At 67.4% G+C, this 13,972-nt stretch carries 15 protein-coding genes, 1 tRNA gene and 1 pseudogene; 13 read left to right on the plus strand and 4 right to left on the minus strand.

The window, feature by feature from the left end; translation table 11 throughout:
- A pseudogene (locus tag AC1D2E_RS22625) lies at positions 1-189 on the minus strand (hypothetical protein); the annotation flags it as partial.
- Here AC1D2E_RS22625 and rph point away from each other — a divergent pair.
- The 5 genes from rph to AC1D2E_RS22650 all read left to right on the plus strand — a co-directional run bounded on the left by rph (position 188) and on the right by AC1D2E_RS22650 (position 3,640).
- The gene (gene rph / locus AC1D2E_RS22630; protein ID WP_478199476.1) at positions 188-916 is read left to right on the plus strand and encodes a ribonuclease PH; all 729 of its coding nucleotides are present in this window, start codon (positions 188-190) and stop codon (positions 914-916) included. The pseudogene AC1D2E_RS22625 and the gene rph sit on opposite strands and share 2 nt — an antisense overlap.
- Before the next feature lie 19 nt (positions 917-935).
- Entirely contained in the window at positions 936-1,541 is a 606-nt protein-coding gene (rdgB, locus tag AC1D2E_RS22635; RefSeq protein ID WP_478199477.1) for an RdgB/HAM1 family non-canonical purine NTP pyrophosphatase, read from the plus strand.
- Positions 1,542-1,618: 77 nt separating this feature from the next.
- The gene (gene hemW / locus AC1D2E_RS22640) at positions 1,619-2,797 is read left to right on the plus strand and encodes a radical SAM family heme chaperone HemW (protein ID WP_478199508.1); all 1,179 of its coding nucleotides are present in this window, start codon (positions 1,619-1,621) and stop codon (positions 2,795-2,797) included.
- A gap of 14 nt (positions 2,798-2,811) precedes the next feature.
- A complete protein-coding gene (locus tag AC1D2E_RS22645; RefSeq protein ID WP_478199478.1) occupies positions 2,812-3,516 on the plus strand; it encodes a TetR/AcrR family transcriptional regulator in 705 nt (234 codons plus the stop codon).
- Between the two features lie 39 nt (positions 3,517-3,555).
- A tRNA-Ser gene (locus AC1D2E_RS22650) sits at positions 3,556-3,640 on the plus strand.
- Between the two features lie 37 nt (positions 3,641-3,677).
- Here the strand turns inward: AC1D2E_RS22650 and AC1D2E_RS22655 are convergent.
- Both AC1D2E_RS22655 and AC1D2E_RS22660 read right to left on the minus strand, forming a co-directional pair.
- Entirely contained in the window at positions 3,678-4,646 is a 969-nt protein-coding gene (locus AC1D2E_RS22655; RefSeq protein ID WP_478199479.1) for a JmjC domain-containing protein, read from the minus strand.
- 388 nt (positions 4,647-5,034) lie between these two features.
- Positions 5,035-5,244 carry a hypothetical protein gene (locus AC1D2E_RS22660; protein ID WP_478199480.1) on the minus strand — a complete coding sequence of 70 codons (210 nt, stop codon included), beginning with the start codon at positions 5,242-5,244 and terminating at the stop codon, positions 5,035-5,037.
- A gap of 155 nt (positions 5,245-5,399) precedes the next feature.
- Between AC1D2E_RS22660 and AC1D2E_RS22665 the strand changes: the two genes are divergently transcribed.
- From AC1D2E_RS22665 to AC1D2E_RS22700, 8 genes are all read left to right on the plus strand, one after another.
- Positions 5,400-5,774, plus strand: coding sequence for a hypothetical protein (locus tag AC1D2E_RS22665; RefSeq protein ID WP_478199481.1), 375 nt, complete (start codon positions 5,400-5,402; stop codon positions 5,772-5,774).
- Positions 5,775-6,343: 569 nt separating this feature from the next.
- Positions 6,344-7,375: a LacI family DNA-binding transcriptional regulator gene (locus AC1D2E_RS22670; protein ID WP_478199482.1), complete on the plus strand. Its 1,032-nt coding sequence runs from the start codon at positions 6,344-6,346 to the stop codon at positions 7,373-7,375.
- Positions 7,376-7,407: 32 nt separating this feature from the next.
- On the plus strand, positions 7,408-9,018 hold the full coding sequence (locus AC1D2E_RS22675) for an FAD-dependent oxidoreductase (RefSeq protein ID WP_478199483.1): 1,611 nt from the start codon (positions 7,408-7,410) through the stop codon (positions 9,016-9,018).
- Between the two features lie 42 nt (positions 9,019-9,060).
- Entirely contained in the window at positions 9,061-10,335 is a 1,275-nt protein-coding gene (locus AC1D2E_RS22680; RefSeq protein ID WP_478199484.1) for an ABC transporter substrate-binding protein, read from the plus strand.
- Between the two features lie 30 nt (positions 10,336-10,365).
- Positions 10,366-11,277, plus strand: coding sequence for a carbohydrate ABC transporter permease (locus tag AC1D2E_RS22685; RefSeq protein ID WP_478199485.1), 912 nt, complete (start codon positions 10,366-10,368; stop codon positions 11,275-11,277).
- On the plus strand, positions 11,267-12,106 hold the full coding sequence (locus tag AC1D2E_RS22690) for a carbohydrate ABC transporter permease (protein ID WP_478199486.1): 840 nt from the start codon (positions 11,267-11,269) through the stop codon (positions 12,104-12,106). Before AC1D2E_RS22685 ends, AC1D2E_RS22690 begins: the two co-directional genes overlap by 11 nt.
- A gap of 25 nt (positions 12,107-12,131) precedes the next feature.
- Complete coding sequence (locus AC1D2E_RS22695; RefSeq protein ID WP_478199487.1) at positions 12,132-13,265, plus strand: ABC transporter ATP-binding protein; 1,134 nt, start codon at positions 12,132-12,134, stop codon at positions 13,263-13,265.
- A 62-nt stretch (positions 13,266-13,327) separates the two neighbouring features.
- Positions 13,328-13,561 carry a hypothetical protein gene (locus tag AC1D2E_RS22700; protein ID WP_478199488.1) on the plus strand — a complete coding sequence of 78 codons (234 nt, stop codon included), beginning with the start codon at positions 13,328-13,330 and terminating at the stop codon, positions 13,559-13,561.
- 23 nt (positions 13,562-13,584) lie between these two features.
- Here AC1D2E_RS22700 and AC1D2E_RS22705 read toward each other — a convergent pair whose 3' ends face one another.
- Positions 13,585-13,875 (minus strand): DUF1330 domain-containing protein, encoded by a 291-nt coding sequence (locus tag AC1D2E_RS22705; RefSeq protein ID WP_478199489.1) that lies wholly within the window; start codon positions 13,873-13,875, stop codon positions 13,585-13,587.
- Positions 13,876-13,972: the final 97 nt, after the last annotated feature.

Consider the following 13,972-nt stretch of genomic DNA (forward strand, 5'->3'; position numbering starts at 1 on the left):
CCCCCACTGCGTGTGGGTCGCTGCCCCCCGAGGGGGCCGCAGGCCGCCTTGGGGCGGCCCGGCGGCGGCCTGGATCGCCCCCACGCTCCCCCACTGCGTGTGGGTCGCTGCCCCCCGAGGGGGCCGCAGGCCGCCTTGGGGCGGCCCGGCGGCGGCCTGAGTTTCTTCCACCTTTTTCCGGATCACCATGACAGTTTTCGTTCGAAGCGGCGGCCGTGCGGCCGACCAGCTGCGTCCCGTGCGCATCACCCGCGGCTACACCATCCACGCCGAGGGCTCGGTGCTGATCGAGTTCGGCCAGACCCGCGTGCTGTGCACCGCCTCGGTCGAAGAGCGCGTGCCGCCGCACAAGCGCGGCAGCGGCGAGGGCTGGGTCACGGCCGAATACGGCATGCTGCCGCGCGCCACCCACACCCGCAGCGACCGCGAAGCCGCCCGCGGCAAGCAGAGCGGCCGCACGCAGGAAATCCAGCGCCTCATCGGCCGCTCGATGCGCGCCGTGTTCAACCTGTCGGCCCTGGGCGAGCGCACCATCCACCTCGACTGCGACGTGCTGCAGGCCGACGGCGGCACCCGCACCGCGGCCATCACCGGCGCCTTCGTGGCGGCGCAGGACGCGGTCGGCAAGCTGCTGGCCGACGGCAAGATCCAGGCGACGCCGATCATCGGCCACGTGGCCGCGGTCTCGGTCGGCATCGTCGAGGGCACGCCGCTGCTCGACCTCGAATACACCGAAGACTCGGCCTGCGACACCGACATGAACGTCGTCATGACCGGCGCCGGCCACTTCGTCGAAGTGCAGGGCACGGCCGAAGGTGCCGCCTTCTCGCGCGACGAGATGAACCAGCTGCTGGCCCTGGCCGAGAAGGGCATCGTCGAGCTGACCGCGCTGCAGACGCAGGCTCTGGCCGCCTGATGACCTGCGCCCCCTGGCGATGAAACTGGTTCTCGCATCCAACAACGCCGGCAAGCTGGCCGAGCTGCAGGCGCTGTTCGCGCCGCTCGGCGTCGAGCTGGTGCGGCAGTCCGAGCTCGGCGTCGGCGAGGCCGACGAGCCCTTCCGCACCTTCGTCGAGAACGCGCTCGCCAAGGCCCGCCACGCGGCGGCCGCCACCGGCCTGCCGGCCATCGCCGACGATGCCGGCCTGTGCGTCGAGGCCTTCGGCGGCCTGCCGGGCGTCGACACCGCCTACTACGCCACCCGGTTCGGCTACGCCAAGGGCGACGCCAACAACGTGCGCGCGCTGCTCGAGCAGATGGCCGGCGTGCGCAACCGCCGCGCCGCGCTGGTCAGCACCCTGGTCGCGCTGCGCAGCGCCGACGACCCCGAGCCGCTGATCGCGGTCGGCCGCGCGCCGGGCGAGATCACGCGCGAGCCGATCGGCGACAACGGCTTCGGCTTCGACCCCGTGATGTTCCTGCCGCAGTTCGGCAAGACCTTTGCCCAGCTGCCCACCGACGTCAAAAACGCCAACAGCCATCGCGGCCAGGCCGCGCGCGCGATGCTGGCCCTGATGCGCGACCGCTGGCCCATGTCGTGAGCATCGTGATCCCGATCGCCACCGGCGCCGAAGAGGCGGCCAACGGCGCGGCCGGCGCCAACGACGTGCTGCACCTGATGCGCCCGGGGCCGCTGCAGTTCGCGGCGCTGCCGCCGCTGTCGCTCTACGTGCACCTGCCCTGGTGCCTGCGCAAGTGCCCCTACTGCGACTTCAATTCGCACGAATGGCGCGGCGACGCCACCGACCAGGCCCTGCCCGAGCAGCGCTACATCGACGCCCTGGTGGCCGACCTCGACGCCGCGCTGCCGCTGGTGTGGGGCCGCACGGTGCACACCATCTTCATCGGCGGCGGCACGCCCAGCCTGTTCTCGCCGGCCGCCATCGACCGCCTGATCGGCGACCTGCGCGCCCGCCTCAAGCTCGCGCCCGACTGCGAGATCAGCCTGGAGGCCAACCCCGGCACCTTCGAGCGCGACCGCTTCCGCGCCTACCGGGCGGCGGGTGTCACGCGGCTGTCGGTGGGGGTGCAGAGCTTCGACGACGCGCATTTGAAGGCGCTCGGCCGCGTGCACGACCGCGCCCAGGCCATCGCGGCGGTGGAAGAGGCCGCGGCCGCCTTCGACACCTTCAACCTCGACCTGATGTACGCGCTGCCGGGCCAGACCCTGGAAGGCCTCGACGCCGACCTGGGCCAGGCGCTGGCGCTGCAGCCGCCGCACCTGTCGGTGTACCACCTGACCATCGAGCCCAACACCTACTTCGCCAAGTTTCCGCCCGTGATCCCCGAGGACGACCTGGCCTACGACATGCTCGACCGCATCACCGAGCGCACGGCGGCCGTCGGCCTCCAGCGATACGAGATATCGGCCTACGCCCAGAGGGGGCATACCTGTGCGCACAATCTGAATTACTGGCAGTTCGGCGATTACCTGGGGATCGGCGCCGGCGCCCACAGCAAGCTGACGTTTGCGCACCGGGTGGTGCGGCAGGTGCGGTACCGGGAGCCGCGGCTGTACATGGACAACGCGATCGCCGGCCGTGCCGTTGCCCAGAGCGACGAGGTCGGCATCGGGGCCTTGCCCTTCGAATACATGCTCAATGCCCTGCGACTGAAGGATGGGTTTACGCTGGCGGAATTCGGCGAGCGCACCGGRCTGGCCATTACCTCCATCCAGCGCGGTCTCGAGGAGGCCGAGCGCAAGGGTTTGATAGAAAGAGACCTTGCACGCGTCTGGCCGACGACGCGTGGATTCGACTTTTTGAGCGACCTGCAGTCCATCTTCCTGCCGGACTGAAGGGGGACAAAGCCATGGACCATAACAACGACATCGAAGCCCCAGAGACAACGGGCAACGCCAGCATCAAGCGCCGCGCCCGCGGCCGGCCCAGCCCCGAGCAGGCGGCCGCGCTGCGCGAAGCCTTCCTGGCGGCGGCGCTGGAGTCCTTCCTGGACAAGGGCTACTCGGCCACCAGCATCGAGGCCATTGCCCGCGAGGCTGGCGTGGCCAAGATCACCATCTACCGCCAGTTCGACAACAAGGAAGCCTTGTTCCGCGAGGTGGTGCACCGCGCCGTCAGCGACGCCCGCGAGACCATGCAGAACACGCTGGTGCACCGCGTCAGCGACGAGCGGCAGGTGCTGCTCGACCTGGTCGAGCGCATGTACCTGAGCGCCACCGAGCCCAAGACCCTGGCGCTGATGCGCCTGGTGATCGCCGAGGCGGTGCGTTTCCCCGAGCTGGCCAAGTCGCTGTATGCCGAGAACAGCTACGTGCTGGCGCCGGTCGTCGAGTACCTGGCCGAGGCGCACCGCACGGGCCGGCTGCACGTGCCCCAGCCCGAGCTGGGGGCGGTGCAGCTGTCGACCCTGGCCTTCGGCGGGGTGCGCTTCTTCATTTCGAAGCCCCTGGCGGGACCGGAAGAGCGGCGGGTGTGGGCGCAAGGCATCGTGGACCTGGTGCTGCGGGGGTGGGCGCCGGATTCGGCTGCTGAACCGGCCCAAGGCTCAGACTAAAATCCCGACCCTGCCTTCCCGCGCGACGAAGGCAGTCCAGGAGAGTTGGGTGAGTGGTTTAAACCAGCAGTCTTGAAAACTGCCGACGGGCAACCGTCCGTGAGTTCGAATCTCACACTCTCCGCCGGCGGTCTCGCAGGCCGCACTCAAATGCATTCTTCCTAGTAGGAGCCCGGCGGCGGTGTCGTCACCAGCTTGAAGCGTCGCGCCGAGGGGTTCATCCCGACGAGTCTGGCTCGCGTGGCACCGACCAGCCCGCCCACGGACGCCTTGAGTGCATCCATCGCGGGTGAATCGCCCGGGTAGGCGGGCGACAACCCGCACCGGCGCAGGACACGGTTCACTTGGTGTACACGCGCGACCTTTCGCGTGACCGATGTGTAGAAGGTCACGCCGATCGAGATCGACACGCGATCGCCGGGGGAGGTCCAGCCAGGTTCGGAACGCGTCATGTGCGGCGAGGTGCTCGGGAAATAGACGCCGTCGCCCGGGCGCGCATGGAACTCTTGGCTGCGAGCGAGGAACTCTTCCTTGAAGCGCACCTTCCTGAGCGATTGGGTGACGATGAAATCCTCCACCGCGTCGGCCGCGACAAGGGTCCGGTCCCGGTGATCCCAGACGTTTATGACCTTGCGCCCATGCAACTGCAGCCAGAAGTTGTTCTCGCGATCGATATGAAAAGGCGTCACGGAGGGCGGCGCCGACATGAAGACGAACCCATTCACTCGGAAGATGTCGGGCTGTTCAGGCTCGACGCTTCCTCGCATGGTGTCGACAATGTTGAAAAGCAAGGCCTGGTAGCGCGGAATGACTTCGATGTTGTAGAGGGCCACCGTCGAACTCGGCTCCTCCAGACGTTGAAAGACTTCGTCGATGCTGCGCCCATCAGGATGCCGGCTATCGTGCGCGATGGCGGAGGCGACCGTGTTGCCGGGCCTCATGAATCGGCACTGATCAAAGCGCGCGAGCTCCTTGCCGAGCTTGACGAGTTCGGCAATTTGGAAGAGCGGGTGCTCGTGAAAATTGTGATGCAGCGCGGTGATTCTGTGCGTGGAAAAGGCGGCAGGATCATCCGCCCACACGCGATGCGCAGCCAATGGTGGTGCGGCAACATTGCTGATATCGCACATCGACCTCTCCAGTCCGATTCATCGAAACAGGGATACTTTCCGCTACAAAAATGATACGCAGCACGGCCCTGTTACGGCGCATAAATGAATACTTTTGTATTAGGGTTTTCACCGTTGTAAAGCTCGATCCGCATCTTGGGCGCTCGGCCGTTACAGGAATACATCACCACAACCGCCACCATGGGCGCCGGCCTATCGGCGTTGCTTCCAGTGGTGCGGCGATGGTGGTGGCGGCGCGAAATCGGCGCATGGCCTCCGATTCCAAAGCGAGGGCTTCGCGAAGTGCGGCTTGGTCGCCGTGCGTCGCTTGCAACCGAAGCGCCTGGCGCTTCGCTTGATCCGCCTAGCGGGAAAAAAAGTCACCGATGGCCCGGTCTTCTGATGCGCCTTACTCCGGTGCACCAAGTGCCTTCATGTGCGCCACGATCGCCTCGAGTTGCGCGAGGTCGAATACGCCGTTCAGGATCACAGCCCCGGTGTTGAGCACGTCCAACTCCTTGATCGAGCCCTCGACTTTGGGCAGCGGGAATTCCTCGGCCACGCGGACTTCGTGGTTCCTGCGGGCGATTCGCTTGGGGTCTGGGGGCTTGCGGGGCATGCGCCATCGTAGCGCGGCCTACTCGGCGCCAATGGCGGACGGTGGCGTCGTGACGTTTGGCAACCTTCTTCATGGAGCAGACGTCGACGTCGTACGCGGGTAGCACGTTGTTTGCTGCATGGGGCGGTCTTCGCTGCCCTCTCAGGATGATCCCTGTGAACTTCACTCGTTCTTTCTTCTTCAAGTGGGCAGCCGCCGGCACCTTGGCAACTGGCGCGCTTTTCGCCGCGGCGTCAGCGAATGCCCAGGTGAACTGGTCTGTCGGCGTCAACGTGCCTGGTGTTTCGGTCGGCGTGGTCGAGCCTGGCCCCGTGTACTACGAGCCGGCGCCTGTCTACTCGCGTCCTGCACCGCCGGTCTACTATCAGCCGGCGCCCCCGGTGTACTACCGCCCACCCCCGCCCGTGTATGTCCGTCCGGAACCCGTGTACTACGGCCCGCCCGCGCAGGCCTACTACGAGCCGGGCGACCGCTGGCGCCATCGCCATCACCATCGTCGGGATTGGGACGAACGAGGCGATCGGGACTGAACTCGCGAATCGCTCAGGCAGTTCAGCCTCGGGGAGGGCTTTAGTGTGCGCGGCAGCGCATCCGAACCATGGCAATGGTCCAGCCCGACCCGCAAGATCCACCTAATCGGACCTTTCCCAGGTCAACGACCCCTTGATGGGATCTTCCGCCCGTGTCCAAAGCGCACCGCAATGGGGGCACTCGCACTTCGCGATGAATGCGCCGCGGAAATCTCGTTTGACGGAGCGCTCGATCATGGCGCCTTCCCAGGGCCGGCGCGGGTGAGCCTCGATGCGTTCGCACCGTTGACAAGTCTCTTCCATGCGCCCTCCGGTCAAGTTCTTCGGATTGCGCAATATGACCCGCCGGCCCTGTCCTGCTCCTGACTTCCCCATCGAAGGCGCTGTCCGTCCGCCAGAGAATCGGCGGGTTGCGCCGGTGCAAGCGGCAGCGGAGAACGACATCGACGAGCCCGCGGGGCCGCGCCACGGGAAATCCCTCCCCATTCGGCCCTTGAATTGTCGAACGATCTCCTGATAATGCGCATTAGCAATCAGCTAATACGCATAATCAACGTCATTCGTCATCCATGGCTTCCCACCGTCGCGTGACCCAGCTCGACATCGCCAAGCTCGCCGGCGTGAGCCAGGCGACCGTGTCGCTGGTCCTCAACGGCGCCGCGAACGCGCTGGCGCGCATTCCGCAGGAAACCCGCGAGCGGGTGCAAAAGATCATCCGCGAGACCGGCTACGTGCCCGACCCGATCGCCCGGCGCATGGCCAAGGGCGCGAACCGGATCCTCGGCGTGTTCACCTACGAGCCGGCCTTCCCGAGTGCGCAGGCCGACTTCTTCCTGCCCTTCCTGTTCGGCATCGAGGAAGAAGCGCAGTCGCGCGGCTACGACCTGCTCCTGCTCACCGGCGCCGGCCAGGGCGCGCAGCGAAAGATCTTTGCCGAGGAGAGCCGGCTGCGCATCGCCGACGGCTGCATCGTGCTGGGCCGCGCCTTCGACCGCGACGAACTGCAGCGGCTGGTGGCGGGCGACTATCCCTTCGTGGCCATCGGCCGGCGCGAAGACGCGGGCGCGCCCGTGCCCTTCGTCGGCGCCGACTACGCCACCGCCACCGGGCAGCTGGTGCAGCAGGCGCGCGCCCTCGGCCACACGCGCTTGGCCTACCTCGGCCCCACCGATACCGCCGAATCCACGGCCGACCGCTGGCGTGGCTTCCATGCCGCGCTCGGCACCGACCTGCGTATCGCCTTGCACATGACCGACACCGCGGGCACCGATGCCGCGTTGGTGGACGCGGTGCTGCAAAGCGGCGCCACCGCCGTGTTCTGCGTCGAGCTGGCCGATGCGATGCGGCTGGAGGCGGCGGCCCACGCGCGCGACTTGCGCCTGCCGCAGCACCTGTCGGTGATGGCGCTGGGCTCGCACATGCGCGCCGAGAGCAGCCGCACGCGCTTCGCGTCCTTTCGCATCCCGCGCGAGGAGATGGGCCGCCAGGCCACCGCGATGCTGGTGCGGCGCGTCGAAGGCGGCGCGGGCGAGCCGGTGCAGCAGGTGCTGCTGCCCTGCGAGCCGATCGCCGGCGACACCCTGGGGCCGGCGCCGCGCTGAATCCAACGAACAAGCAGGAAGACCGACACAGCATGCAAGAACTGAAGACCGACATCCTCATCGTGGGCGGTGGCCTGGGCGGCGTCGCCGCCGCGCTCGGCGCGCTGGAGGCGGGGCGCCACGTGGTGATGAGCGAGGAGTACGACTGGATCGGCGGCCAGCTCACCAGCCAGGCCGTGCCGCCAGATGAGCACACCTGGGTCGAGCAGTTCGGCATCACCCGGCGCTACCGGCAGCTGCGCAACGGCATCCGCCAGTACTACCGTGACCACTATCCGTTGACCGCGGCCAGTCGTGCCTGGCCGGACCTGAACCCCGGTGCCGGCTGGGTGAGCCGCGTCTGCGCCGAGCCGCGCGTGGGGCTGGCCGTGCTCGAGGCCATGCTCGCGCCTTACCGCGGCGCCGGCCTGCTGACGGTGCTGCAGCCGTACCGCCCGGTGGCGGCGGACACCCAGGGCGACACGGTGCGCGCCGTCACCCTGCGCCACCGCGACGGCGGGCGCGAGGTGACGGTGGCGGCCGCCTACGTGATCGACGCCACCGAGCTGGGCGACCTGCTTCCGCTCACCGGGACCGAGTACGCCAAGGGCTTCGAAAGCCAGGCCGACACGGGCGAGCCGAGCGCGCCGGCCACGGCTCAGCCGGGCAACGTGCAGGCGGTGTCGATCTGCTTCGCCATCGACCATGTCAAAGGCGACCAGACCATCGACAAGCCGAAGAACTACGACCGCTGGCGCACCGTCCAGCCCGGCTTCTGGGGCGGGCCGCTGCTGGGCTTCAAGGCGCCGCATCCGCGCACGCTGGAGATCGTCGAGCGCACTTTCACGCCCAACCCGGACGACGACCCGCTGCGGGTGGACGCCGACCAGCGCAAGGGCGGCGGCGACCACAACCTGTGGACCTTCCGGCGCATCGCGGCGCGCCGCAACTTCGTGCCGGGCGCCTACGCCTCGGACATCTGCTTGGTGAACTGGCCGATGATCGACTACATGGAAGCCTCGATCATCGACCTGCCCGAGGCCGAAAAGCAGCGCCACCTGCAGGCCGCGGCCGAGCTGTCGTACGCGATGTTCTACTGGCTGCAGACCGAGGCGCCGCGCGCGGACGGCGGCACCGGCTTTCGCGGCCTGCGCCTGCGCGGCGACATCACCGGCACCGAGCATGGCCTGGCGATGGCGCCCTACATCCGCGAGAGCCGGCGCATCCTGGGCGTGACGCGCATCGTCGAGCAGCACCTGTCGCATGCCGTGCGCGGCGAGCAGGGCGCGGTGAAGTACCGCGACAGCGTGGGCGTGGGTATGTACCGCATCGACCTGCACCCGTCCACCGGCGGCGACAACTACATCGACGTGCCTTCCTGCCCCTTCGAGATTCCGCTGGGTGCGCTGCTGCCGCGGCGCATGACGAACCTGCTGGCCGGTGGAAAGAACATCGCCACCACCCACATCACCAACGGCTGCTACCGGCTGCATCCGGTGGAATGGAACGTGGGCGAGGTGGCCGGCATGCTGGCCGCGCACTGCCTGAACACCGGCGCGACGCCACACCAGGTGCGGGCGTCGGACGCGCAACTGACCGCGTTCCAGGCGCGGATCGAGCAGGCCGGCGTGCAGCTGCACTGGCCCGACGTGCGGGCCTACTGAATTTCATCGACCCCGACATTCACCAGAACCGAGGAGACACACATGGCCCATCCCATCCGCAAACGTTCGCTGCTGGCTGCCCTCGCCGGAGCGCTGGCGCTGTCCCTGGCCGGCGCCGCGATGGCGCAGGAGGTCAACCTGCGCATGACCATCTGGAGYGCCAACGAGGCGCACCTGAAGCTCTTCAACGACATCGCGGAGGGCTTCAAGAAGGACAACCCGAACGTCAATGTGCGCTTCGAGCCGCTCCCCTTCGAGAACTACACCACCGCGCTGACCACGCAGATCGCCGGCGGCAATGCGCCGGACATGGCCTGGATCTTCGAGACCTCGGCCTCCGACTTCGTCAATTCTGGCGCGCTGGTGCCGCTTACGCCGGCGCTCGATGGCACGGCCGGCTACAACCTGGGCGAGGTACCCGCCAGCGCCACCGAGCGCTGGAGCCGGGACGGCCAGCTCTACGCCTATCCCTTCTCGACCTCGCCCTTCGGCGTGTTCGTCAACAACGACTTGATCAAGAAGGCCGGCGCCAAGACGCCGGCCGAGCTGATCGCCGCCGGCCAATGGACCTGGCCCAGTGCCATCGCTACCGCGCAGGCGGTGGCGCAGTCGCAGCCCGGCAAGGGTGGGTTGGTGGTGCGCGACTTCAACTACCAGGCCTGGCAGTTCCTGTCGTCGGTCACCTACGGCTGGGGCGCCACACCCTGGAGCGCCGACGGCAAGCGCTGCACCCTGGCCGACAAGCCGATGGTGGATGCCTTGACCTTCGTGCACGACGCGGTGTTCAACAAGAAGGCCATGCCCGGCCCGGGCCAGAACGTGGACTTCTTCGCCGGCGATGCGGCCATGACCATCACGCAGATCAGCCGCGCCTCGCTGCTGCCCAAGGACAAGCCCTTCGCCTGGGACTTGGTGCCCCTGCCCAAGGGACCGGTGGGCGAGTACGCGCTGGTGGGGCAGGCCGGCGTCGGCGTGCTCAAGGCGAGCAAGAACGCGCCCGCCGCCACGCGCTTCGTGGCCTACATGACAAACCCGGAGAACTCGGCCAAGCTCGCGCAGTTCTTCCCCTCGGCGCGCAAGTCGCAACTCAACGCGCAGACGCTGGGCAAGACCAATGCGCTGCTGTCGCCGGCCCAGCTGGACGCGGTGGTGGTCTCGGGCATCTCGACCGGCAAGCTGATGCCGGGCCACACCGGCTTCGCGCGCCTGCAGCAGATGGTGCGCTCGGGCATGGACGCGGTCTGGCAGCCGAATGCGAACATCCAGGCGGCGATGCAGTCGGTGTGCGGCCAGATCGGCCCGCTGCTGGCGCAATAGGCGAAAGCGCAGCCGGCGATGCATCGAGCGATGACCGAGCCGCAGCACGCGCCGCGTTCGTTCTGGACGATGGCTCGGCGCGACCGCGCGGCCGGCTACCTGTTCGCCGCGCCGCAGTTGGCCGGCATCGCGCTCTTCGTGTTGCTGCCGCTGGCGCTGGTGTTCTGGTATTCGCTGCACGAGTGGAACGTGCTGGCCAACACCTTCAGCTACACCGGCGCGCAGAACTACCAGCAGCTGCTGCAGGACCCGACGCTGCCGAGCGTGCTGGGTGCCACTGTCCTGTTCTGCGCCGGGCTGGTGGTGTTCAACCTCGGCCTGGCGCTGCTGCTGGCCGTGCTGCTCAACCAGAAGCTGGCCGGCATCACGCTCCTGCGTACGCTGTTCTTCTCGCCGGTGGTGGTGTCGCTGGTGGCCTGGACCATCGTCTGGGGCTTCCTGCTGCAGCACAACGGCGGCATCAACGGGATGCTGGCGCTGGTGGGCATCGAGGGGCCCAACTGGCTGCGCTCGCCCGGCACTGCGATGGTGTCGGTGATCGTGGTGCAGGTGTTCAAGAACGTGGGCCTGAACATGGTCCTGTTCCTGGCCGCGCTGCAGGGCGTGCCGCGCGAGTTGTACGAGGCTGCGCGCATCGACGGTGCGCCGGCGTGGCGCCAGTTCCGGCGCATCACCTTGCCACTGATCAGCCCGACCGTGCTGCTCACCTCCATCATCACCATCGTCGGCTCGCTGCAGGTGTTTGYGCAGATCGCGGTGCTCACGCAGGGCGGGCCGGGCGTGTCGACCACCGTCCTGGTGTACTACCTGTACCAGCAGACCTTCCAGTTCCACCGCTTCGGCTACGGCTCGACGCTGGCGGTGCTGCTGTTCGCCATCGTGGCGCTGCTGACCCTGGCGCAGTGGCAGCTGCGCAGGAGGTTCGTCTTTCATGAACAGTGAACTCTCGCCGCGCGTGAAGGTGGCGCTCTACGGGCTGATGTGCGTGCTGCTCATCCCCTTCGTGTTTCCCACGTGGTGGATGGTGACCTCCTCGCTCAAACCGATCAGCGAGATCTTCGTGTTCCCGCCCCAGCTCTTTCCCGCCCACCCGGACTGGAGCAGCTACCGCCAGGTGTTCAGCATCCAGCCCTTTGCGCAGCAGTACTGGAACTCGGCCTACATCGCCGCCCTGGTCACCGCCGGAACGCTCGTCGTCTCGTCGATGGCCGGCTACGCCTTCGCGCGCATCCGCTTTCCGGGTGCGAATGCGCTCTTCATCGTGGTGCTTACCGGCCTGTTGATTCCTTCGGAAGTCACCATCGTGCCGCTGTTCCAGCTGTTCCTGAAGCTGGGGCTGGTGAACACGCACTGGCCGCTCCTGCTGGTCCCGGTGTTCGGCGCGCCCAGTGTGTTTGCCACCTTCGTGATGCGCCAGTTCTTCATCACGCTGCCGCTGGAGCTGGAAGAGGCGGCGCGGGTGGATGGACTCGGGCGCTTCAAGATCTTTCGCTCCATCGCGCTGCCGCTGGCTCGGCCTGCGCTGGCGTCGGTGGCCATCTTCACCTTCCTGCACAGCTGGAACCTGTACCTGGAGCCGATCGTGTTCCTGTCCACGCCCAGCATGTTCACGCTGCCGCAGGCACTGACTCAGTACACCGACGCCTACGGCGGACCGATGTGGAACATCCAGCTGGCGGCGGCCACGCTCACCGCGCTGCCGGTGCTCATCGTGTTCGTGCTGGCGCAAAAGCAGTTCGTCGAAGGCCTGGCCCATACCGGGATCAAGTGATCGTTCTCAACCCCCAATCGCATTCATGGCAGAAGTCCAGCTCGCCCAGCTCCAGAAGCACTACGGCACCACCGCAGTCATCCACGGCATCGACCTGTCGATCCGCGATGGCGAGTTCGTCGCGCTGGTAGGCCCCTCGGGCTGCGGCAAGTCCACGCTGCTGCGCATGATCGCAGGCCTGGAGTCGGTCACGCAGGGGCGCATCCGCATCGGCACGCGCGACGTGACCGAACTGGACCCGAAGGACCGCGACATCGCGATGGTGTTCCAGAACTACGCACTCTATCCGCACATGACGGTGGCGGCCAATATGGGCTTCTCGCTGGAACACCGCGGCCGGCCCAAGGCCGAGATTGCGCAGCGGGTGCGCTGGGCGGCCGGCATCCTGGGCTTGGCGCCGCTGCTCGAACGCTATCCGCGCCAGCTCTCGGGCGGCCAGCGCCAGCGCGTGGCCATGGGCCGCGCCATCGTGCGCGACCCGCAGGTCTTCCTGTTCGACGAGCCGCTGTCCAACCTGGACGCCAAGCTGCGCATCGTGATGCGCGGCGAGATCAAGGCCTTGCACCAGAAGCTCAAGACCACCACCGTCTACGTCACGCACGACCAGGTCGAGGCCATGACCATGGCCGACCGCATCGTGGTGCTCAACGCCGGGCGCGTCGAGCAGGTGGGCGCGCCGCTGGAGCTGTTCGACCGGCCGGCCAACCTGTTCGTGGCCGGCTTCATCGGCTCGCCGGCCATGAACTTCATTCCCGGGCACTGCACGTCCGAAGGCTTTGCCACGGCTGGCGGCCTCTTGCTGCCCATGCCCGGCGCCGCCGCGCACGCCGGCCGTGAGTCCATCTACGGCGTGCGCCCGGAACACCTGGAGCCCTGCGCGGCTGGCGAGGGCGTACCGGCGCAGGTGCTTCTGGTGGAACCGTTGGGCTCCGAGACCCAGCTCAGCCTGCGGCTGGGCGAGATGCCGGTGATTGCGCTGGTTCGCGAGCGCCTGGCCGTGGTGCCGGGCGATACCTTGCACCTGCGGCCGAAGCCGGGGACGATGCATCTGTTCGATGCGGCAGGCAGTGGCTCGCGCCTGGAATGGGCGTTGCCCATCGCCGGGGATGACCGTCCAGCCCTTGCCGCAAATGTTCACGGTTGCAGCGAGCGCGACTGAACGCCACGGCCCATCGACAATGCAGAGTTCCCACCCACCAACGTCTTTCGAAAGGGGMGCCCATGAACGAGGAATATGTCAAGGCTGCTCTCCAGAAACTGGAGGCGCAGCAGATAGCGATGGGTCTTGCCGTGGCGCACCTGCTGGACGTTTCTCCGGAGCCGGTGMGTCAAGACCTGAGAAACCTGGCGCCGAAGCTTCCCGACCTGCTGATTCATCACCGGCTGACGGATCAGCAGTTGCAGGACATCCGAGGACACCTTCTTTCGTTTCTGAGGGAAAGCGATGCGCCTTGAGGTCGCCAGGGGCCACGCGCGGCTCAGAGCCCCTCGACGATCCGGAGATCCCGTTCGGCACCGTCGCCCAGCGCGGCCAGCGCGGCCTGGTAGTCAGGGCTGTCATGCGTGGCTGTAGCCTGCTCGACGCTGTCGAACTCGATCAACACGGTGCGTTGGGTCAAGCCGCGCTCGTAGACCTTGGCGGGCAGACCGCGCGCCAGAAAGCGCCCGCCGCCGGCAGTGATGGCCGGGCCGGCCAGTTTCGCGTAGGCCGCAAGTTTGTCGGCATCCTTGACGCCACGGTACGCGCTGACCCAATAGGCTTTTGGCATGGTGATTTCTCTCTTGTTGCTGGGTCAGAAATATAGCCTGCGCTGTAAGCGGCCAGCCGCCCCACCCTGAGATCAGTGGCTCCACCGCGCCTGGCGC

It is taken from the genome of Variovorax sp. P1_H2 (genome assembly GCF_056405295.1).